Origin of the sequence: Actinoplanes sp. NPDC051861 (assembly GCF_040681145.1) — a bacterium.
Lineage (GTDB): Bacteria > Actinomycetota > Actinomycetes > Mycobacteriales > Micromonosporaceae > Actinoplanes.
Map to the genome: position 1 here is coordinate 605,630 of NZ_JBFAYE010000003.1, position 20,991 is coordinate 626,620.

The window sequence follows — 20,991 nt, forward strand, 5'->3', positions numbered from 1 at the left end:
GATCGGCTGCGGGCGGGGTGACGACGCAGAATTGGCTCCGGCGGATCGACCTGGGGGGCTGTTCTGGACGCCGTACTCTTCGACATGGACGGCACGCTGGTCGACAGCGAACGGGTGTGGGGCGCGGCACTGACCGAGCTGGCGGTGCACGCCGGCGGTGTCCTCTCCGAGCGGGCCCGCCTCGCGATGGTCGGCACGAGCATGCCCGTCAGCATGGAGATCTTCCGCGCTGACCTGGGCCTGCCGGCGGACCGCCCCGAGGAACCGGACGTGACGTGGCTGGTCGACCGGGTCCTCACACTGTTCGCCGAAGGTCTCGTGTGGCGCCCGGGCGCGGCGGAACTCCTGCTCGCGGTCCGCTCGGCGGGGATACCGACGGCGCTCGTGACCTCGACCGGGCGGCGCCTCGCGGAGGTGGCCCTCCAGACGATCGGCGCGGAGAACTTCGACGTCGTGGTCTGCGGTGACGAGGTCGCGAAGCCGAAACCGGACCCGGAACCCTATCTGACGGCGGCGTCGCTGCTGGGTGTGCCGATCTCCCGCTGCGTCGCGGTCGAGGACTCGCCGAGCGGGACGGCCAGCGCGCTCGCGGCGGGTGCGGCGGTCCTGGCGGTGCCGGCGGAGCTGGAGCTGCCGCCGACCGACGGGGTGCACCTGCGGTCGTCGCTGGTCGGGGTGGACGTCGCCTTCCTGGCCGAGCTGCTCACGTCCCGGGTTTGACCAGCCCCGTCTCGTACGCGAGGACGACCGCCTGAGTACGGTCCCGCAGCCGCAGCTTCGTGAGCATGTGACCGACGTGGGTCTTCACCGTGGTCTCGCTCACCTGGAGCAGGCCGGCGATCTCGGCGTTGGTGCGGCCGCGGGCGACGTGTACCAGAACCTCACGTTCCCGGCCGGTCAGCGCGTCGAGGCGGGCTCCGCCGTCGCCGGTGGCACCGGGCAGCACCTCGGCGACCCGGTGCAGAACCCGCGCCAGCAGCAGCGGGGCGATCACGGCCCCGCCGGTGGCGACGGCGCGGACGGCGGCGACGAGTTCCTCGCGGGGCGCGTCCTTGCACAGGTAACCGGTGGCACCGGCGGCGACCGCGGCCAGGATCTCCTCGTCACTGTCCCGGGTGGTCAGGATCAGCACGCGCACCGGCAGCCGCGCCTCGGTGATCGCCTGAACCACCCCGCGCCCGTCGAGCCGCGGCAACGTCAACTCGGTGATCAGCACGTCCGGCTGCAGCCGCCGGGCCAACTCGACCGCCTCCACGCCGTCGCCGGCCTCCCCGGCCAGCACGATCTCCGCCCCGTCCTGACCGTTTCCGGCCGGCGGCGCCAGCATCGCGCGCAGCCCGGAGCGTTGCAGCGGCGCCGGATCCGCGATCAGGACACGCAGCGGTCTCATCCCGACATTGTCCGATGCCACCCGGCGCGGACGGTGACCGCGGTCGGATCACCGATGGTCGGCCGGCCGCCCTCAGGTCACCGATGGTCGGCCGGCCGGCGTCAGGCGCGGGGGACGGTGGTGAGGCGGTCGGGTTCGGTGTCGGCGGTCAGGTCGAGGGTGGCGGTGGGTTTCTCCGGGAAGGGCGGGGGTGTGCCGCCGAACTCGGGGCACCGGGCCTGGTGGCTGCACCAGCCGCAGAGGCGGCTCGGTTTGGGGCGGAAGTCGCGGTCGCGCTTGGCGCGTTCGATGGCGTCGGAGAGGGCGATCAGGGTGCGTTCGAAGCGTTCGAGCTCGGCGGCCTCGGGGCTGTAGTCGCAGACCTCGGCGTCGCGCAGGTAGAGCAGGCGCAGCACGCGCGGGACGACACCGCGGGTGCGCCAGAGGACGAGCGCGTAGAACTTCAGCTGGAACAGCGCCCGCCCCTCGAACGCCTCGCGGGGTGCGCCGCCGGTCTTGTAGTCGACCACCCGCATGTCGCCGGCCGGGGACACGTCGAGCCGGTCGATGTAGCCGCGCAGCAGCAGATCCTCGCCGATCAACGTGGAGATCAGCGTCTCCCGCTCGGCCGGCTGGAGGCGCTGCGGGTCCTCGACCGCGAAGTATCCGCTCAGCAGACTGGTCGCCCCCGCCAGGAAAGCGGCGACGCGGGCGGCGTCGGCACCACCGGGCACGTCGATCAGAAGCTGCTGCCCGGTCGCGTCGGACTCCGCCTCGACGGCGGCCGGGTCACGCATCAGCGGCACACCGGACGCGGCACCCCCGTCGCCGGCGGTGGCGACTGTGCCGTTGTCAGCGGGCGGGGCCGGGTCGGTGAAGAGGGCTGCGAGGGCCGGCTCCTGGTCGAGGAGGCGCTGCCACTCGGGGGCGACCAGGGCGGCGGCTGCGTCGGGGGTGCGCTCGGCGGGCGGCAGGTCGAACAGGCGCTCCAGGACGGCGTGGACCAGGGTGCCGCGGACCTGGTCGGCGGAGGGGGTCTCGGGCAGCCTGTCGATGGTGCGGAACCGGAACAGCAGCGGGCAGGTCTTGAAGTCGGCGGCGCGTGACGGCGACAGCGACGGCCCGGGCGGCGCCTCCGGGCGGCGGCCCCGAGCCGCGGGCACCGCGTCCGAGGATGCCTGATCCGAGGAGGCCGGGGCCGGGGGTGCGGCGCCGGGGGCCGGCTGCGCGGTCACAGGAATGGGGGCCGTCATGACAGAAAGGCTAGGCCAGGGGAACGACGAAAACGCCGGGGTGGGTCCCGTGGCGCGGGTGTCCGTAGCATCGACCGCGTGGAGGAGAGCCGAGCATCGCGGGATCCCGGTCCGCCCGCACGGCCCGGTGCGGGGCGGCCGGTCGGGCACGTGCTCGGCATTCCGGTCCATGCGAACGCGTCGATGCTGCTGCTCGCGGTGCTGGTCACCGTCGTCTACGGCAACTATGCGAGGACGGAACTGAAGCTTGGCGACCCGTGGGCGTACCTTGTCGGTCTTGGTTTTGTGGTCTGTCTTCTCGGCTCGGTGCTGCTGCACGAGCTGGGCCACGCACTGACCGCGCGCCGTTTCGGCATCGGCGTGCGGCGGATCACTCTGGAGCTGCTCAGCGGCTGGACCGAGATGGACCGGGACGCGCCCACGCCGCGCATCGACGCGCTGGTCTCGCTGGCCGGACCGGCGGTGTCGCTGGTGCTCGGCGGAGTCGCCACGGGTGCCGCGCTGTTGCTGGCGGAGGACACCGTGCCCGGCCAGATCGCGTTCCAGCTGGCGGTGAGCAACGTCCTGGTGGCGGTCTTCAACGTGCTGCCCGGGCTGCCGCTCGACGGCGGCCGTGCGCTGCGCGCCGCGGTCTGGGCGCTGATCAAGGATCGGAACCGGGCGACCGAGGTGGCCGGCTGGGCCGGGCGGATCCTGGCCCTGGTGACCGCCGCGACCGTCGTCTTCCTCCACCAGATCGGGATGCTGACCGTGTTCGGCCTGGTCTTCGTGCTGCTCGTGGTGCTCACCCTCTGGCAGGGTGCCGGCCAGTCGATCCGGCTCGGCCGGATGACGCGCCGGTTCCCGCTGATCGACCTCGGCCGGCTGGCCCGGCCGGTCCTCGCGGTGCCGGCCGGCACACCGCTCGGTGAGGCCCAGCGGCGCCGTGCCGAGGACCCGAGGCCGGACGTGGTGCTCGCCGTCGCCGACTCGGCGGGTAGCCTCACCGCACTGGTCGACCCGGTCGCCGCCGAGCGGGTGCCGGTCGACCGGCGGCCCTGGGTGAGCGTGGAGAGCGTGGCCCGCTCGAGGGACGCGCTGACCACCCTGCCGCTGGGCCTGACCGGCGAGCAGGTGGTCCGGGCGTTGCAGGCCCACCCGGGTGCGCACTACCTGGTGACCGCAGGCGAGGATGTCGTGGGCGTCCTGCGGGTCGCCGACGTGGCCGCCGTGCTGGAACCACGGCGTGCCGCACCGAACCCGAGAAGAGACACCTGAGAGAAGAGCAGTGACCACAACTCCAGTACCCGCCGTCGAACAGCCACTGCCCGCACACCGCGGGCCGTTCCGGGCCGGCGACCGTGTCCAGCTCACCGACCCGAAAGGGCGGATGCACACGATCGTGCTGGAACCCGGCAAGGCGTTCCACACCCACCGCGGCGCTCTGGAGCACGACGCGCTGATCGGGCTGCCGGACGGGAGCGTCATCACCGCGTCCAGCGGTACGGCGTACCTCGCCCTGCGCCCCCTGCTCTCCGACTACGTGCTGTCGATGCCGCGTGGCGCCCAGGTCATCTACCCGAAGGACGCGGCGCAGATCGTCGCGATGGGTGACGTCTTCCCGGGCGCCAAGGTCCTCGAGGCCGGCGCCGGGTCGGGCGCGCTGACCTGCTCGCTGCTGCGGGCCGTGGGCCACACCGGTGAGGTGCACAGCTACGAGCTGCGCGACGACTTCGCGGCGATCGCCCGCAGGAACGTGGAGGCGTTCTTCGGCGGCCCGCACCCGGCCTGGCACCTGCACAACGGCGACGTCGCGGGCAACGAGATCACCGGGTTCGACCGGATCGTCCTGGACATGCTGACGCCGTGGGAGGCCCTCGACATGGTCGAGCGGGCGCTGGTGCCGGGTGGGGTGTTCATCGGCTACGTGGCGACCACGCCGCAGCTGTCCGAGCTGGTGGAGGCGCTGCGCGAGCGGGGCGGCTGGACGGAGCCGCGTGCGTGGGAGTCGCTGGTGCGTGACTGGCACGCGGACGGGCTGGCGGTCCGGCCGGATCACCGGATGATCGCGCACACCGCTTTCCTGGTCTCTTCGCGCAAGCTCGCGCCCGGGGTCACCGCACCGCCGAGGCGGCGCAAACCGAGCAAGGGCGCGGAGGCGTACGCGGCGCGCAAGGCGACGCAGGCCGCGCTCCACGCTCAGCGCGAGGACACCGCCGGGGAGTGACCGTCGCCGTTGAAGTCCGGTAGGTTCCGGTAGGGCTGATTGGGAGGGTTGGGGTGGGCGCGATGAGTTCTCCGCCGTTCGGCGGCAGCAACGAGATGCCGGCGGTGTTCCCCGACTGGTCGCCCTACCCGGACCTGGACTCGGCTGCCAGGGCCTACCTGCGCGACCCGGACGTGGCCCTGGAGGCCCTGTTCGGCGTGCTGCGCGGCGCTTCCGTTCTCTGTTTCACGCTGGAGCGCTTCGTCAACGAGGTGAACGGTGTGTGGCAGGAGGTCGTGGTCTGCGACGGCAGCCGCCTGGTGCTCTGGCACGGCGAGGACGTGGCGCCCGGCGACGGCCCGGTGGGGGCGATGACCTCATCCCTGCGGGTGGTGCCGCTGTCCACGGTCACCGAGGTGGGCTGCCGGCGGCGCCTGACCCGGACGCCGAACGGGCAGGCTCGTGTCGACAGCATCGACGTCTACCTGCTGTTGAGTTCGGTCGACGACGCCGTGCCGCCGCCCGGTGTCGGTGAGGAGGAGGGGCGTGCCCCGCTGCGCCACGACGCGCTGCGGTTCGGCAAGACCCTCGACGACGGCGGGCCGGGTCAGATCGCGCGGCTGGAGGAGTTCTCCCGCGTCGTGGCGTCCCTCGTGGGCCGCCCGACGCTGTAAGAGCTCAATCACTCCAGTTCATTCACTCGATCGCGTCGGGGCCGGCGACCGACACGCCGTCGGTGGCCCGGATCACGTGAATGCAGTCGCCGGGGCACTCCTTGGCGGAGTCGATGACCTCCAGGCGCAGGTGAAGGGGCACGCCGGTGCGGACACCGGGTGTCTGGAGCAGTTCGCCCGAATTGTCCTTCACGTACGCCAGGCCGTCGATGTCCAGTTCGAAGACATCCGGGGCGTACTGGGCGCAGAGGCCGTCGCCGGTGCACAAGTCCTGATCGATCCAGACCTGCAGCTCTCCTGTTGTGTCCGTCGACACTATTGCCTCCCACAGATGGCCCCGTCCGACCGTACCCGAAGGTCTGATCCACCCCTCAACTGCGGGTTGATCAATCGATCAAGACTCGGTGACGAGGGTGTTGCAAGGGTCGAAAACCGCTTCGCAACAGCTAGTGTTATCCCAAGACGTTCGAGCCCCCCGGGGAGGTGGGACGTGGCACGTAGCGACGAAGCGGACTCCCGCGCCGCACGATGGGAGAAGGAAGCCAACGATCTCTCCAGCCAGGTCGCGTTCCTGCAAGAGGAACTCGCTCTGGTTCGGCGGAAGTTGACTGAGAGCCCCCGACACGTCCGGCAGCTCGAGGAACGGCTCGCGGCAACGCAGGCGCAGCTGGCCCGAGTGACCGAGAACAATGAGCGGCTCGTGGCGACCCTCAAGGAAGCCCGAGCCCAGATCGTCACTCTCAAGGAAGAGATTGACCGGCTCGCCCAGCCGCCCAGCGGCTACGGCGTTTTCCTGGCAGCACACGAGGACGGCACGGTGGACGTGTTCACCGGCGGGCGCAAGCTCCGGGTGGCGGTCTCGCCGTCGCTCGCCGTCGACGAGCTCAAGCGCGGGCAGGAGGTCCTGCTCAACGACGCGCTCAACGTGGTCGACGCCTTCGGCTACGAGCGCACCGGTGAGGTGGTCCTGCTCAAGGAGGTCCTGGACAACCCCAGTGGTGGTCCGGCCGACCGGGCTCTGGTGGTCTCGCACGCCGACGAGGAGCGCATCGTGTTCCTCGCCGACTCTCTGGAGATCGTCAAGCTCCGCGCCGGTGACTCGCTCATGATCGAGCCCCGCTCTGCGTATGCGTATGAGCGGATCCCGAAGAGCGAGGTCGAGGAGCTCGTCCTGGAGGAGGTCCCCGACGTCGACTACACCGACATCGGTGGCCTGCACTCGCAGATCGAGCAGATCCGCGACGCGGTGGAGCTGCCCTTCCTGCACGCCGACCTGTTCCGGGAGCACCAGCTGCGCCCGCCGAAGGGCATCCTGCTCTACGGCCCGCCCGGTTGCGGCAAGACCCTCATCGCCAAGGCGGTGGCCAACTCGCTCGCGAAGAAGATCGCCGAGCGGCGCGGCGAGGAGAAGCACACCAGCTACTTCCTCAACATCAAGGGCCCGGAGCTGCTGAACAAGTACGTGGGTGAGACCGAGCGGCACATCCGCCTGGTCTTCCAGCGGGCTCGGGAGAAGGCCGGCGAGGGTACGCCGGTGATCGTGTTCTTCGACGAGATGGACTCGATCTTCCGGACCCGTGGCTCCGGTGTCTCCAGCGACGTGGAGAACACCATCGTTCCCCAGCTCCTCAGCGAGATCGACGGCGTCGAGGGCCTGGAGAACGTGATCGTCATCGGCGCCTCCAACCGGGAAGACATGATCGACCCGGCGATCCTGCGGCCCGGCCGTCTCGACGTGAAGATCAAGATCGAGCGCCCGGACGCGGAGGCGGCGAAGGACATCTTCGCCAAGTACATCCTGGCGGACCTGCCGCTGAGCTCGGACGACCTGAACGAGCACGGTGGCAACCGGGACGCCACGGTGGCCGCCATGATCGAGGCGGTCGTCCTGCGGATGTACACGGAGACGGAGGAGAACCGCTTCCTGGAGGTCACCTACGCCAACGGTGACAAGGAGGTTCTGTACTTCAAGGACTTCAACTCCGGCGCGATGATCCAGAACATCGTCGACCGCGGCAAGAAGATGGCGATCAAGGAGTTCCTCACCTCCGGCAAGAAGGGCCTCCGGCTGCAGCACCTGCTCGACAGCTGCGTCGACGAGTTCCGGGAGAACGAGGACCTGCCGAACACCACCAACCCCGACGACTGGGCCCGCATCTCCGGCAAGAAGGGCGAGCGGATCGTCTACATCCGCACGCTCGTCTCCGGCGGCAAGGGCGCCGAGGCCGGCCGGTCCATCGAGACCGCCACCAACACCGGTCAGTACCTGTAGGGCACTCGCGGCGCGGGCGGAGGGTTTCCCTCCGCCCGCGTTGTCGTTTCCTCCTGTGTGACCACCGCACCCCGCCTGGCCTGGCTCGACGCGCTCCGCGGTTACGCGGCGGCCGTCGTCGCCCTCTTCCACCTCAGCCCGGTCGTGCTGGGCAGCGAACGGCACCTCGCCGTCTACCGCCAGTTCGACCTCGGCAAGTACGGCGTGCTGCTCTTCTTCCTCGTCAGCGGATACGTCATCCCGATGTCCCTGGAACGCCACGGATCGCTGCGCCGGTTCTGGATCGGCCGGATCTTCCGGATCTATCCGGCCTATCTGTTCACCATCGGCATCGCGGTCGCGCTCGCGGCGGCCGGGCTCTATCGTCTGCCGCCGCAGTGGGCCGCTGAGACCGCCACGACCGTTCTCGGTCACGCGACGATGATGCAAGACCTTTTAGGGGTACGGGGGATCGTACGGCCGTTCTGGACGCTCTCCTTCGAGATGCTCTTCTACCTGCTGGTGGCGGCCCTGTTCGCCGTCGGGTGGCACCGGGCGAGTGCCTGGTGGGCGGCCGGGCTGACCCTGGTGGCGGTGCTGGGGGGCAGCCGGCTGCCGCCCGACCTGCTCGGTGCCACGGAAGCGGACCGTCTGTGGTCGGCGGTCGTGGTGAGCTTGCTGATTTCGGTGTGCTTTGTCGCGTACGGTAAAAATGCTCTTTTCGGTTTGGGTGTTCTCGTCCTCGCCCTGGCCAATGGTCACGCCACGAGCTGGGTGACCAGCGCATCCTCCGCCCAGGCCCTGCTGATCCTCGCGGTGATGTTCGCCGGAACCGTGATCTGTCGCGCCCAGCACGGGCAGATCGGGCGGCGCGCGGCGACCGTGACCCTGCTGCTGGTTGCGACCGGCCTCGCGGTGCACCAGTGGCAGGCGAGCGGCACCGGCCTGCTGCGATGGACCCTTCTGACCGCCGCCGTGGCCGGCACCTTCGCGCTGGCCTGGGCGCTGCGGAGGCGGCGCGTGCCCGGCGTGCTGACCTGGCTCGGCACCGTGAGCTACTCGCTCTACCTGCTGCACCTGCTCGTGCTCGGCGCCGTCGTCCGGCTCACCGGCGACCCGGTGATCACCGTGCTGGCGTTCGCGGCAGGAACGCTTTCGGTCGCCTGGCTGGCCCACCGCTGGGTGGAACGGCCCGGACAGGCCATCGGGCGGCGGATCGGGGAGCGCTTCGGAGTGGCCGAGATCGCCACGCAAGGTGGCACGCCGCGCACGGGCAGCTTCGGAAAGCAACGTGAGAGCGTCTAGGCTCGATGCATGAGCAGGCTTGGCTTCGTGGCGGACAGGGTGGTCGCATGAGCGTTCGACGGATTATGGGTACCGAGGTCGAGTACGGGATTTCGGTGCCCGGGCAGCCCGGAGCCAACCCGATGGTCACCTCGTCCCAGGTGGTCAACGCCTACGGCGCCCGCCCCGAGCTCACCCGCGGCGGACGCGCCCGCTGGGACTACGAGGAGGAGTCGCCGCTGCGCGACGCCCGCGGCTTCACCTACTCGGGTGCGGCGTACGACCCGGCCGAGGCGCTCGCCGACGAGGACCTCGGCCTGGCCAACGTGATACTGACCAACGGTGCCCGCCTCTACGTCGACCACGCCCACCCGGAATACAGCACCCCCGAGTGCACCAACCCGCTCGACGTCGTCAAGTGGGACAAGGCCGGCGAGCGGGTCATGGCCGAGGCCTCCCGGCGCGCCGCCACCATCCCCGGCGCCCACCGGATCCAGCTGTACAAGAACAACACCGACAACAAGGGTGCGTCGTACGGGTCGCACGAGAACTACCTGATGCGCCGCCAGACCGCGTTCGCCGACATCGTCGCCCACCTGACGCCGTTCTTCGTCACGCGGCAGATCTACACCGGCGTCGGCCGGGTCGGGATCGGCCAGGACGGCACCGGCGCGGGCTTCCAGATCTCGTCGCGCGCCGACTTCTTCGAGGTCGAGGTCGGGCTGGAGACCACCCTCAAGCGGCCGATCATCAACACCCGCGACGAGCCGCACGCCGACGCCGACAAGTACCGCCGTCTCCACGTGATCATCGGCGACGCCAACCTGTCGGAGATCGCCAGCTACCTGAAGATGGTCACCACCGCCCTGGTCCTCAACATGATCGAGGAGAAGGTGTTCACCGGCGAGCTGGGCATCGCCGACCCGGTCTCCGAGCTCAAGGCGGTCAGCCACGACCCCACCCTCACCCACCTGATGCGGCTGCGCGACGGACGCCGGCTCACCGCCCTCGACCTGCAGTGGGCGTATTACGAGCGGGCCCGCCAGTTCGTCGACGACCGCTACGGCACCGACGTCGACGAGCAGACCGCCGACGTGCTCGACCGCTGGGAGGACGCGCTCGACAAGCTCGGGCGTGACCCGATGCTGCTCTCCGACACCCTCGACTGGGTCGCCAAGCTGCGCCTGCTGGAGGGCTACCGGGAGCGGGAGAACCTCGGCTGGTCGTCGCCGAAACTCCAGCTGGTCGATCTGCAGTACTCCGACGTCCGTCCGGAGAAGGGGCTTTACCACAGGCTGGTCGCCCGCGGGTCGATGAAGACGCTGCTCGACGACGAGCAGACCGAGCGCGCGATGTACGAGCCGCCGGAGGACACCCGGGCGTACTTCCGGGGCCGCTGCCTGGCCCAGTACGCGTCCGAGGTGGTCGCCGCCAGCTGGGACTCGGTGATCTTCGACGTCGGGCGGGAGTCGCTCGTCCGGGTGCCGATGATGGAACCCGAGCGCGGGACGAAGAAGCACGTCGGTGCCCTCTTCGACACCTGTGAGAGTGCGAAGGACCTGCTGGAGGTCATTACGAGCCGGTGAGAAAACACCACCGACCGGCGGGGTGTTTTGTCACAGGCGCGAGGTAGGTTTTTCCCAACCCGATGTTGCAGGACTTCGGGTGGCTGAGAAGGGGGACATCCATGGCAACCCGAGACACAGGTGGTCAGTCGCAGAGCGGGAAGGGCCGCAGCGACCAGGAGATCGAGGACGTCACCGTCGAGGCCAGTCCCGAGGTCGCCGAGCGGCACGCGGAGATCACCGAGGACGTCGACGACCTCCTCGACGAAATCGACTCGGTTCTCGAGGAAAACGCAGAAGAATTTGTGCGTGGATACGTCCAAAAAGGGGGGGAGTGACCCTAATTGTCCGATTTGCCGGAACGGGTGGACGGCGTTCGGATGTGTCGCGACTGCGGAGAGATCAAGCCTCTTGAGGATTTCCACGTAAGTCCGAAACGCAAGCACGGCAGGGGTAGCTACTGCAAGAACTGCTTCAACGAGCGGTCGAAGAAGAGCTACGCGAAGCGGGTGCAGGAAAAGTATGGCCGTCAGGTCCGCGAAGCCATCGCGATTCCTGACGGCCACCGGCATTGCCCGGACTGCGACGCCGTCAAGCCGCTGAGCGAGTTTCCGCGGAGCAGAGCGGGCAGGGCCGGCTATGGCGGCTACTGCAAGCCGTGCCACAACGCCCGGGGGAAGGCCAGTGTCGAGAAGCGGGGCGGTTCGCGGGAGTACCACCTGCGCCGTCGCTACGGCATCGGGCAGGTTGACTTCGATGAGCTGCTTGCGGAGCAAGGGGGTGTCTGTGCGATTTGTGGCGCGGACGACCCGCAACACGTAGATCACGATCATCGCACCGGGTGGGTGCGCGGGATATTGTGCTTCAACTGCAACGGCGGACTCGGGCAGTTCAGGGACGACCCGGGACTCCTCGCCGATGCGATCACGTACCTGAAAGGAACCACGTGGCGACGGGCTTTGATCCATCCGGGCGTCTACCGGATTTCTTCACCAGCACGGGGACGTCTTCCTTCACGCAGTTCCTGAGTCAGGCGGCGCCGGAGTTGTTGCCGGGCCGCCGGCCGCTTCCGCCGGGGCTCTCGGCTGATGTCGCGCCGCACGGCACCACGATCGTCGCGATCGCGACGGCCGACGGTGTGGTGATGGCCGGTGACCGGCGCGCGACCATGGGCAACCTGATCGCCAGCCGGGACATCAAGAAGGTGCACCCCGCCGACGCGTATTCGCTGATCGGCATCGCCGGCACCGCCGGTATCGGCATCGAGCTGATCCGGCTGTTCCAGGTGGAGCTGGAGCACTACGAGAAGATCGAGGGGGCGATGCTCTCCCTCGACGGTAAGGCGAACCGCCTCGCGGCCATGGTGCGCGGCAATCTGGGTGCCGCGATGCAGGGTCTCGCGGTGGTCCCGCTCTTCGCGGGGTACGACCTGTCGCCCGCTGACCCGGCGAAGGCCGGCCGGATCTTCAGCTTCGACGTGGCCGGCGGGCTGTACGAGGAGACCGGCTACGAGGCGATCGGCTCGGGCTCGCTGTTCGCGAAGGCGGCGCTGAAGAAGCGCTACCGGGCGGGTGTGAGCACCGAGGACGCGATCCGCCTCGCGGTGGAGGCGCTCTACGACGCGGCCGACGACGACACGGCGACCGGTGGGCCGGACGTGACCCGCAAGATTTACCCGGTCGTGATGACGGCGACGGCGGCGGGCACGCAGCGGCTCAGCGACGATGAGATCACCACGGTGGCCGAGCAGGTCGTCCAGGGACGCATGGAGAACCCGGGCGGTTGATCCGCGCGATTCTTCTCACGAGATAGGGAGTAGCCACCCGTGGCCATGCAGTTCTACGCATCGCCCGAGCAGGTCCAGCGGGACCGCTCGGAGTACGCCCGCAAGGGCATCGCCCGCGGCCGGTCGGCCGTGGTGCTCACCTACGAGGGCGGCATCCTGCTGGTCGCCGAGAACATCACCACCCTTCGCAAGATCAGCGAGATCTACGACAAGATCGCGTTCGCGGCGGTGGGACGCTACAACGAGTTCGAGGCGCTGCGGCGCGGCGGTGTGCGGATGGCCGACATGGTCGGTCTCAGCTACGACCGGCGCGACGTCACCGCGCGGGCCCTCGCCAACACCTACACGCAGACCCTCGGTGCGATCTTCTCCGAGACCCAGAAGCCGTACGAGGTGGAGATCTGCGTCGCGCAGGTCGGCGCCTCGGCGGAGGCCGACGAGCTCTACCGGATCACCTATGACGGTTCGGTCATGGACGAGCCGGGCTTCATGGCGATGGGCGGCCAGTCCGAGGCGATCGCCAACGTGCTGCGCGAGCGGCACGACGAGGCGGCCGACCTGACGACGGCGCTGGCCCTGGCCCGTGAGGCGCTGGGCAGCGTCGGCGGGGAGAACGGGCAGACCCGCACCCTGGACGCCAAGCAGCTGGAGGTGGCGGTCCTGGACCGGCGCCGGCCTGGGCGGGCGTTCCGGCGCATCGCGGGTGCGGCGCTGACCAGCCTGCTCGGGCACGAGTCGGTGCCGGAGTCGGAGCTCGGCGACGTGGACGCCGCGCCGCCGTCCCCGGCCGAGGCCAAGCCGACGATCTCGGCGGCCTCGGAGGACACCGAGGGCTCCGGGAGCGACGAGAAGAAGTAGTGATCTGATCGGGGCGCGGCCTCGGCCGCGCCCCGCTGCAGACAGCCGGGCCACGCGACGCGCCGGCGGTCGCGCCGCGGCCCGGGAGTGGGCAGGGCGGCCGCGGGCTGCGGCGTGCCCGGCGGGTCGCGTTGTGGCCTGGGGTGGGCAATCCGGTCGCGGGTCTGGCGGAGGCAGAGCGCGATTGCGCGTACCTCTGCGGTGGAAGCCTGCGCCGACGCGGCCGTGAGTGTCCCCGGCAGAGTGCGTGGCGCGAAGGCCGGGAGGTGGGGCCGCCCACCGCGAGTAATCCGGAAAGCGCGAGTGGTGACTGCCGCTGAACCGGTCCTTACCGCTAGTGTTTCGTCATGGAACGGCGAATTTTCGGCCTCGAGACCGAGTACGGAGTCACGTGCACCTATCGGGGGCAGCGGCGGCTGTCGCCGGACGAGGTGGCCCGCTACCTGTTCCGCCGCGTGGTGTCGTGGGGGCGCAGCAGCAACGTGTTCCTCCGCAACGGCGCCCGTCTTTACCTCGACGTCGGTTCCCACCCGGAGTACGCAACCCCCGAATGTGATTCCGTCACCGATCTGGTCGCGCACGACCGGGCCGGTGAGCGGATCCTGGAGGGCCTGCTCGTCGACGCGGAGAAGCGTCTGCACGACGAGGGCATCGCGGGGGAGATCTACCTGTTCAAGAACAACACCGACTCGGCCGGCAACTCGTATGGTTGTCACGAGAACTACCTGGTCAGCCGGCACGGGGAGTTCGGCCGCCTGGCCGACGTGCTGATCCCGTTCCTGGTCACCCGCCAGCTCATCTGCGGCGCCGGGAAGGTCCTGCAGACGCCGCGCGGTGCGGTGTTCTGCCTGTCGCAGCGGGCCGAGCACATCTGGGAGGGCGTCTCCAGCGCGACCACCCGGTCCCGGCCCATCATCAACACCCGCGACGAGCCGCACGCGGACGCCGAGCGGTACCGGCGGCTCCACGTGATCGTGGGCGACTCGAACATGAACGAGGTCACCACCCTGCTCAAGGTGGGCAGCGCCGACATCGTCCTGCGGATGATCGAGGCGGGTGTGGTGATGCGCGACCTGACCCTGGAGAACCCGATCCGGGCCATCCGCGAGGTCAGCCACGACGTCACCGGCCGCCGCAAGATCCGCCTGGCGAACAACAAGGAGGTCTCCGCGCTGGAGATCCAGCAGGAATATCTCGCAAAGGCGACCGAGTTCGTCGAGCGGCGCGGTGGCGACCCGGTGGCGAAGCGGGTCGTGGAGCTGTGGGGACGGGTGCTCAACGCGATCGAGAGCGGCGACCTCGACCCGGTGTCCCGCGAGATCGACTGGGTGTCGAAGTACAAGCTGATCGAGCGCTACCAGGCCAAGCACGAGATCCCGATGTCGCACCCGCGGATCGCGCAGCTGGACCTGGCCTATCACGACGTACGCCGGGGACGCGGGCTGTACGCGCTGATGGAGAAGCGCAAGCAGGTCGACCGGATCTCCAACGACCTGCAGATCTTCGAGGCCAAGGAGACGCCGCCGCAGACCACGCGGGCGCGGCTGCGCGGCGAGTTCATCAAGCACGCGCAGGAGAAGCGGCGCGACTTCACCGTGGACTGGGTGCATCTCAAGCTCAACGACCAGGCGCAGCGGACGGTGCTGTGCAAGGACCCGTTCCGGGCGTACGACGAGCGGGTGGAGCGGCTGATCGCCAGCATGTGACCGGGGTTAGGCTGGCCGGGTTATGACATCCCCCGGCCGGCCCGAACCGGAACCCACTGAGCGCACCGACTCCGAGGTGCGCTGGCGCCGCGTCGAGCGCCGCCGCGAGAAGGTCTATCGGCAGGTGCAGCAGGCCAGGCACGGCAAACATCTGGTGCCGACGTGGCTCCTCGCGACGGTGCTCGCGTTGCTGCTGATCGGATGGCTCTACCTGATCATCACGTCCTGAGAAAGGACTGCATGTCGGATTTAGACGGATATTTGCTGGCGCATTGCACGCCTGCTGACGAGGTCCTTCGCGACCTGGCGGAGGAGACCCGGGCGAAGTATCCGGGCGACGCCGAGATGCAGATCTCGCACGACGAGGGTGAGCTGCTCACGATGCTGGTGCGGCTGACCGGCGTGAGTTCCGCCGTGGAGGTCGGCACCTTCACCGGTTACTCGTCGATCTGTATCGCGCGCGGGCTGCGTGACGGCGGCCGGCTGCTCTGCTGCGACGTCTCCGGCGAGTGGACCGGGATCGCCCGCTCCTACTGGGCCCGCGCAGGCCTCGGCGACCGGATCGAGCTGCGGCTGGCGCCGGCCATCGAGACGGTGCGCGCCCTGGACGGCAGCCCGGCGATCGACTTCGCGTTCGTGGACGCCGACAAGACGGGCTATCCGGACTACTACGACGAGCTGGTGCCGCGGCTGCGGCCCGGCGGGCTGATGGTGTTCGACAACGTGCTGCGTGGCGGCCGGGTGCTGGCTCCGCGGGACGCGGCGGACCGGGTGGTGGCGGGGCTCAACGACCGGATCGTCACCGACGACCGGGTGGAGTCGGTGATGCTGCCGGTGCGCGACGGGGTCACCCTCATCCGCAAGCGCGGCTGAGGAGATCCGCCGCGTGGCGGCCCGCTGCCGCGGCCGCCAGGAAGTATCCGTGGTCCTGGTCCAGCTTGCGGCCCATCGTGGAGAGCGGGACGGGGCAGGCGCGCAGCGCGGCGTCCAGGCCGTCCGTGGCGACGCGGACCAGGCGGTGGCGAGCGGCGAGCGGCGCGAGAGCCTGCTGCACCGCCGCGGCCAGCTGCGGCTCCAGGCCGTCGGGCACCGGCAGGTCCGCGCTGGTCAGGGCGACTTTTCCGTACGCGGTGAGGCTGTGATGCGACACGCCGCGGTGCCGGTCCCGGCCGTCGCCGTCGGAGATCCGCAGTGAGCCGACCGCCCGCCCGCCGAGCGCGGCGACCGCGTTGACCGCCTCGCCGAGCGCCACCCCGGAGAACCCCCACGTCGTGCCGGTGCCGAGGTTGCCCGGGCCCTGGGCGACGATCGTGACGTCCGCGTTCAGCACGTGCCTGGCGGCCAGCAGGCCGGTGTGCACGGTGCTCGCCTCGAGGTCGCCGCCGAACGCCTGACCGGTGGTGACCGTGCCGGCCAGGTGACCGCGCAGGCCGTCGAGGGTGCGGGAGAACCAGGCGGGCAGCGCGCCGCCGTCGGTCATCAGGTACGCCACCCGGGCGTCCGGGCGGTCGGCGTGGACGCCGGCCAGGATCGCCGGGAGCGCGGAGTGCAGATCGGCGGTGACGACCGGCATGCCGCCGATGCCGGTGGCCGCGGCCATCACCTCGCGGTGCGGGGAGGACTCCTCGTCGACGCCGAGCAGGATCGGCTGCAGCGGGGTGTAGCGGGCCTTGACCAGGTGGCCGTGGTCGCGGGTGGCGCCGTCACTGTCCGGGTCGGCCGGCAGCCGGTCGGGCAGCGCCACGACCAGGGCGTAGCCGCCGGTGCCCAGGCCCATGACCAGCGCGCCGACGTTGAGCAGGACGCGGTCGCCGGGCTCCGGGGTGCCGACCAGCGCGGGGTAGGCGAGCGCCCGCAGCGGGCCGTCGGCGATGTCGACGTCGAGTTCGATCGCGCCGTGCCAGATCCTGCGCACCGACAGGACTGTCCCGGACCGCCATCGCACCATGCCGGGACCCTACCCCCCAGGGGCGGCATGGATAACCGTGTACCCCAGTGGGCTGCTAGCGTTGCGGCCGTGTCGCGCACTCGTACGGAGCGCCTGGTTAACCTGGTGATCTGCCTCCTGTCCACGCGGCGGTTCCTGACTGCCGCCCAGATCGCCGCGACCGTGCCCGGATACGAGCACGACCCCTCCGACCCACGCGACCACGAGGCGTTCCAGCGCAAGTTCGAGCGTGACAAGGCCGAGCTGCGTGAGCTGGGCGTTCCCCTGGAGACCGGCACCGCCAGCATCTTCGACCAGGAGCCGGGTTACCGCATCGCCCAGCGGGAGTACGCGCTGCCCGACATCATCCTCGAACCGGACGAGGCCGCGGCCGTCGGCATCGCCGCCCGGCTGTGGCAGCACGCCGGGCTGGCCGCGGCGGCGTCCTCCGGGCTCGCCAAGCTGCGCGCCGCCGGTGTCGAGGTCGATCCGCAGGCCACACTCGGCGTCGAGCCGGTGGTGACGGTCGACCCGGCGTTCGGCCCGCTCACCGCGGCGGCCCGCGAGCGCCGCGCGGTCACGTTCAAATACCGCCGCCCCGAGGGTGACGAGCCCAGCACCCGCCGCCTGGAGCCGTGGGGCGTGGTCTGCTGGCGCGGCCGGTGGTACGTGGTCGGCCACGACCGGGACCGGGACGCCACCCGCTGCTTCCGGCTCTCCCGGATCCAGGGCGACGTGCGGATGATCGGGCGCGGCGACGCGTTCACCCCGCCGGGCGACGCCGACCTGATCAGCCACGTGGCCCGCTCCACCGGGCCGATCGCGCGCAACGGCCGGGCCGTCGTCACGGTGCGGGCGGGGCGCGCGGCGGGCCTGCGGCGGATGGCCACCGAGTCGGTCAGCCTGCCCGAGGGGGACCGGCTCACCATTCCGTACGGGGACGCCGAGTGGCTCGCCTCGCGCATCGCGGGGTACGGGCCGGACGTCCGCGCCGAGGGGCCGCCGGAGCTGCGCGACGCGGTGATCCAGCAGCTCAAGGAGCTCGCGGTGCGCTACGAGCGGGTGCTGCCGGCGGTGACGCCGTGACCGCCCGGACCTCCGCCGACCGGCTCGGGCGGCTACTCAACCTGGTGCCCTACCTGCTGGCGCGACCGGGCATCGAGGTCGCCGAGGCGGCGGCGGACCTGGGCATCACTGGCAAGCAGCTGCGGGAGGACCTGGAGCTGCTCTGGGTGTGCGGGCTGCCGGGGTACGGTCCGGGCGACCTGATCGACATGGCGTTCGACGGCGACCGGGTGACGATCAGCCACGACGCCGGGATCGACAAGCCGCTGCGCCTGAACCCGGACGAGGCGCTCGCCCTGGTGGTGGCGCTGCGGATGCTCGCCGAGACGCCGGGCATCGGCACCCGTGACGCGATCGAGCGCGCCCTCGCGAAGATCGAGAGTGCCGCCGGCGACCTGGCCGACGCGCCGGTCGAGGTGCGGCTGCCGGCGAACCAGGAGAAGCTGGCCGCGGTCCGGGCGGCGGTGGACTCGGGGCACGCGCTGCGGATGACGTACTACACGGCCGCGCGCGACGAGACCACCGAGCGGGTCGTGGACCCGATGCGGATGCTCACCGTCGGCGGCCTGGGATACCTGGAGGCCTGGTGCCGCCGGGCGGAGGGGACCCGGCTGTTCCGGGTGGACCGGATCGACGCGTTCACCGAGCTGCCGGAGCCGTCCCGGCCGCCGGTCGGCGCGGTACCGCACGACGTCAGCGACGGCGTGTTCCGGCCGGGCCCGGAGCTGCCGCTGGTGACGCTGCGGGTGGCCCGGGGCGGCCGGTGGATCACCGAGTACTACCCGGTCGAGGAGGTGCGCCGCGACGCGCCCGAGTGGCTGGTGACCATGCGGGTCACCGACCTCGGCTGGGCGCAGCGGTTCCTCGCCGGTGTGGGCCCGGAGGTCACCGTGCTGGGTCCGCCCGAGCTGGTCGAGCGGATCCGGGCGCAGGCCGCCACGGCGCTGGATCAGTACGGCGTGCCGTCCGGCGGGTAGGGTGGCCGGGTGGTCACATGGGTCTGGATCGCCGTCGCGGCGATCGCGCTGATCGTCCTGGTCTCGGCGGCCGTCCGGCTGCTGGGACGGCTGTCCGAGCTGCGGCGCGCGGCGATGCGGCTGCAGCAGCGCCAGGAACAGGCGCTGCGGGTGCAGGCGGGCGCGGAGCGACTTCAGCAGACCGTGCAGAGCCTCCAGGAGCGCGCCGAGATCACTCAGGGTAAGGTGGCGCGGATCCAGGCCGGGCTGGGTCGTTGAGTCCCGTCTCGCGCGTGTTCGCCCGGACTTTGCAAGATCATAAGAATCCCTGGGCGTCCGCTGGCCGACTTCGTGGGAAACCACACGTACGATGGACCCCGCAACCTGATCCGACCCGTCTGGAGTCCACCCCATGAGCGTCCTCAAGCCATGGCACATCATCGTTCTCGTCGTCGTGCTCGTGCTGCTGTTCGGCGCGAAGCGGCTGCCGGACGCGGCTCGCTCGCTGGGGCGCTCGCTGCGGATCATCAAGGCCGAGACCAAGGGTCTCGTCGACGACGACAACAACGTCGCGGAGAAGGCCGAGCCGCAGCACAGCCGCACGCCGTTGCAGGGCGAGGTCCAGCAGCCCTACCAGCAGCAGCAGGCGCCGCCGCCCGGCTATCAGCAGCAGCCGCCGGCCGCCCAGCCGTACGTGGACCCGGTCCAGCGCACCAACGAGCGCTGATCATCCACCGATGGCACTGAGCCTGCGCCTCAAGAAGGGACCGACCAAGTTCCAGCAGGCCTCCGACGGCTCGATGACGCTCATCGAGCACGTCCGGGAGCTGCGCAACCGGCTCTTCGTCGCCTCGCTCGGCCTGGTCGTCGGCCTGGTCGTCGGGTTCGTCCTGTCGCAGGCGACGTTCGACCTGCTCAAGGAGCCGTACTGCAGCCTGCCGGGCGCCATTGACGCCAACGGCGCCTGCAAGGAGTTCGTCCAGCTCTCCCCGGCCACCGGCTTCATCATCAAGTTGAAGATCGCGCTGTGGGTCGGGATCGTGGTGAGCGCACCGGTCTGGCTCTACCAGCTGTGGGCGTTCATCGCACCGGGCCTGCACCGGCACGAGCGCAAATGGGCGTACGTGTTCGTCGCCCTCGCCGCCCCGCTGTTCGCCGGCGGCGCGGTGCTGGCGTACGCGGTGGTCGACAAGGGTCTGGAGTTCCTGCTCGACGCCGGTGTCACCGGTGCCGGGACGACACTCGAGGCCTCGGCGTACGTCGACTTCGTGACCAGCATGATCCTGCTGTTCGGGGTCGCGTTCGAGTTCCCGCTGATCCTGCTCATGCTGAACTTCACCGGCGTGGCGAGCGCCCGCCGGCTGCTCAGCTGGTGGCGGGTCGTGGTGTTCCTGTCGTTCGCGTTCGCCGCGGTCGCGACACCGGACCCGGGGCCGTTCGGCATGACGCTGCTGGCGGCGTCGCTGTCCGCGCTGTACTTCATCGCCGTCGGCGTGGCGTTCATCAACGACCGCCGCCGGGGCCGGGGTAAGGAGATCTACGCGGGCCTGGACGACGATCAGCTGTCGCCGCTGGAGGAGGAGCGGGTGCCGGTGGGCGCGTCCGACCCGATCGAGGCGCCTACGGCCATCGACGCGCCGGCTCCGGTTGATCGGCCGGCCTCGCTGGAGCGCCGCTTCGACGACATGACCTGAGCCGCCCGTGCGGACGTCCTGACCGCCGCGCTCCCGCCACGGGAGCGCGGCGGTTTCGCATCCGCGGGGGCGCGCGCGACGTTGCGTGTGGAGTTGGGGTGCGGAGCGGGGCCGAACTTCACACGCGGGGGCGCGCGCGACGTTGTGTGTTGAGTTGGGGTGTGGAGTGGGGCCGAACTTCACACGCGGGGGCGCGCGCGACGTTGCGTGTTGAGTTGGGGTGCGGAGTGGGGCCGAACTTCACACGCGGGGGCGCGCGCGACGTTGCGTGTTGAGTTGGGGTGCGGAGCGGGGGCGAACTTCACACGCGGGGGCGCGCGCGACGTTGCGTGTTGAGTTGGGGTGCGGAGCGGGGGCGAACTTCACACGCGGGGGCGCGCGCGATGTTGCGTGTTGAGTTGGGGTGTGGAGCGGGGGC

23 protein-coding genes are annotated in these 20,991 nt (G+C 70.4%); 19 read left to right on the forward strand and 4 right to left on the reverse strand.

Features of this window, described 5'->3' with window-relative positions:
• The first annotated feature begins 63 nt into the window (after positions 1-63).
• A complete protein-coding gene (locus tag AB0M02_RS13605) occupies positions 64-720 on the forward strand; it encodes an HAD family phosphatase (RefSeq protein WP_364226076.1) in 657 nt (218 codons plus the stop codon).
• Here AB0M02_RS13605 and AB0M02_RS13610 read toward each other — a convergent pair.
• Positions 704-1,390 (reverse strand): response regulator transcription factor, encoded by a 687-nt coding sequence (locus tag AB0M02_RS13610; protein WP_364225735.1) that lies wholly within the window; start codon positions 1,388-1,390, stop codon positions 704-706. The two genes, AB0M02_RS13605 and AB0M02_RS13610, sit on opposite strands and share 17 nt — an antisense overlap.
• Positions 1,391-1,491: 101 nt before the next feature.
• Positions 1,492-2,622, reverse strand: a complete 1,131-nt coding sequence (locus tag AB0M02_RS13615) for a PD-(D/E)XK nuclease family protein (protein ID WP_364225738.1) — start codon at positions 2,620-2,622, stop codon at positions 1,492-1,494.
• A 183-nt stretch (positions 2,623-2,805) separates the two neighbouring features.
• On the opposite strand from AB0M02_RS13615, the gene AB0M02_RS13620 reads away from it, so the two are divergent.
• From AB0M02_RS13620 to AB0M02_RS13630, 3 genes are all read left to right on the forward strand, one after another.
• Positions 2,806-3,879, forward strand: a complete 1,074-nt coding sequence (locus AB0M02_RS13620) for a site-2 protease family protein (protein ID WP_364226079.1) — start codon at positions 2,806-2,808, stop codon at positions 3,877-3,879.
• A gap of 10 nt (positions 3,880-3,889) precedes the next feature.
• Positions 3,890-4,828 (forward strand): tRNA (adenine-N1)-methyltransferase, encoded by a 939-nt coding sequence (locus tag AB0M02_RS13625; protein ID WP_364225740.1) that lies wholly within the window; start codon positions 3,890-3,892, stop codon positions 4,826-4,828.
• A 62-nt stretch (positions 4,829-4,890) separates the two neighbouring features.
• Positions 4,891-5,481 carry a hypothetical protein gene (locus AB0M02_RS13630; RefSeq protein ID WP_364225743.1) on the forward strand — a complete coding sequence of 197 codons (591 nt, stop codon included), beginning with the start codon at positions 4,891-4,893 and terminating at the stop codon, positions 5,479-5,481.
• A gap of 22 nt (positions 5,482-5,503) precedes the next feature.
• Here the strand turns inward: AB0M02_RS13630 and AB0M02_RS13635 are convergent, their stop codons facing one another.
• A complete protein-coding gene (locus AB0M02_RS13635) occupies positions 5,504-5,797 on the reverse strand; it encodes a ferredoxin (protein ID WP_364225746.1) in 294 nt (97 codons plus the stop codon).
• A 174-nt stretch (positions 5,798-5,971) separates the two neighbouring features.
• Here AB0M02_RS13635 and arc point away from each other — a divergent pair, with 174 nt between their 5' ends.
• From arc to AB0M02_RS13685, 10 genes are all read left to right on the forward strand, one after another.
• A complete protein-coding gene (gene arc / locus AB0M02_RS13640; RefSeq protein ID WP_364225748.1) occupies positions 5,972-7,753 on the forward strand; it encodes a proteasome ATPase in 1,782 nt (593 codons plus the stop codon).
• A 57-nt stretch (positions 7,754-7,810) separates the two neighbouring features.
• Complete coding sequence (locus AB0M02_RS13645) at positions 7,811-9,037, forward strand: acyltransferase (RefSeq protein ID WP_364225751.1); 1,227 nt, start codon at positions 7,811-7,813, stop codon at positions 9,035-9,037.
• A 47-nt stretch (positions 9,038-9,084) separates the two neighbouring features.
• Positions 9,085-10,602, forward strand: a complete 1,518-nt coding sequence (gene dop, locus AB0M02_RS13650) for a depupylase/deamidase Dop (RefSeq protein WP_364225753.1) — start codon at positions 9,085-9,087, stop codon at positions 10,600-10,602.
• Positions 10,603-10,703: 101 nt separating this feature from the next.
• The gene (locus AB0M02_RS13655; protein ID WP_364225755.1) at positions 10,704-10,919 is read left to right on the forward strand and encodes a ubiquitin-like protein Pup; all 216 of its coding nucleotides are present in this window, start codon (positions 10,704-10,706) and stop codon (positions 10,917-10,919) included.
• Positions 10,920-10,925: 6 nt separating this feature from the next.
• Entirely contained in the window at positions 10,926-11,609 is a 684-nt protein-coding gene (locus AB0M02_RS13660) for an endonuclease VII domain-containing protein (protein WP_364225758.1), read from the forward strand.
• Positions 11,528-12,367 carry a proteasome subunit beta gene (gene prcB, locus AB0M02_RS13665; protein ID WP_364225761.1) on the forward strand — a complete coding sequence of 280 codons (840 nt, stop codon included), beginning with the start codon at positions 11,528-11,530 and terminating at the stop codon, positions 12,365-12,367. Before AB0M02_RS13660 ends, prcB begins: the two co-directional genes overlap by 82 nt.
• A gap of 39 nt (positions 12,368-12,406) precedes the next feature.
• Entirely contained in the window at positions 12,407-13,225 is an 819-nt protein-coding gene (prcA, locus tag AB0M02_RS13670) for a proteasome subunit alpha (protein ID WP_364225764.1), read from the forward strand.
• A gap of 347 nt (positions 13,226-13,572) precedes the next feature.
• Positions 13,573-14,931, forward strand: coding sequence for a Pup--protein ligase (gene pafA / locus AB0M02_RS13675; RefSeq protein WP_364225766.1), 1,359 nt, complete (start codon positions 13,573-13,575; stop codon positions 14,929-14,931).
• Between the two features lie 22 nt (positions 14,932-14,953).
• A complete protein-coding gene (locus AB0M02_RS13680; RefSeq protein WP_364225768.1) occupies positions 14,954-15,160 on the forward strand; it encodes a hypothetical protein in 207 nt (68 codons plus the stop codon).
• A gap of 11 nt (positions 15,161-15,171) precedes the next feature.
• Positions 15,172-15,804, forward strand: a complete 633-nt coding sequence (locus AB0M02_RS13685) for a class I SAM-dependent methyltransferase (RefSeq protein ID WP_364225771.1) — start codon at positions 15,172-15,174, stop codon at positions 15,802-15,804.
• Here AB0M02_RS13685 and AB0M02_RS13690 read toward each other — a convergent pair.
• On the reverse strand, positions 15,785-16,879 hold the full coding sequence (locus AB0M02_RS13690) for a DUF3866 family protein (protein ID WP_364225774.1): 1,095 nt from the start codon (positions 16,877-16,879) through the stop codon (positions 15,785-15,787). The two genes, AB0M02_RS13685 and AB0M02_RS13690, sit on opposite strands and share 20 nt — an antisense overlap.
• Positions 16,880-16,948: 69 nt before the next feature.
• Here AB0M02_RS13690 and AB0M02_RS13695 point away from each other — a divergent pair, with 69 nt between their 5' ends.
• From AB0M02_RS13695 to tatC, 5 genes are all read left to right on the forward strand, one after another.
• On the forward strand, positions 16,949-17,944 hold the full coding sequence (locus AB0M02_RS13695; protein ID WP_364225776.1) for a WYL domain-containing protein: 996 nt from the start codon (positions 16,949-16,951) through the stop codon (positions 17,942-17,944).
• Positions 17,941-18,900 carry a YafY family protein gene (locus AB0M02_RS13700; protein ID WP_364225779.1) on the forward strand — a complete coding sequence of 320 codons (960 nt, stop codon included), beginning with the start codon at positions 17,941-17,943 and terminating at the stop codon, positions 18,898-18,900. The genes AB0M02_RS13695 and AB0M02_RS13700 overlap by 4 nt, the downstream gene beginning before the upstream one ends.
• A gap of 9 nt (positions 18,901-18,909) precedes the next feature.
• Complete coding sequence (locus tag AB0M02_RS13705; RefSeq protein WP_364225782.1) at positions 18,910-19,158, forward strand: hypothetical protein; 249 nt, start codon at positions 18,910-18,912, stop codon at positions 19,156-19,158.
• Positions 19,159-19,291: 133 nt separating this feature from the next.
• Positions 19,292-19,606: a Sec-independent protein translocase subunit TatA gene (gene tatA, locus AB0M02_RS13710; RefSeq protein WP_364225785.1), complete on the forward strand. Its 315-nt coding sequence runs from the start codon at positions 19,292-19,294 to the stop codon at positions 19,604-19,606.
• 10 nt (positions 19,607-19,616) lie between these two features.
• The gene (gene tatC, locus AB0M02_RS13715; protein WP_364225788.1) at positions 19,617-20,573 is read left to right on the forward strand and encodes a twin-arginine translocase subunit TatC; all 957 of its coding nucleotides are present in this window, start codon (positions 19,617-19,619) and stop codon (positions 20,571-20,573) included.
• The last annotated feature ends 418 nt before the right edge of the window (positions 20,574-20,991 follow it).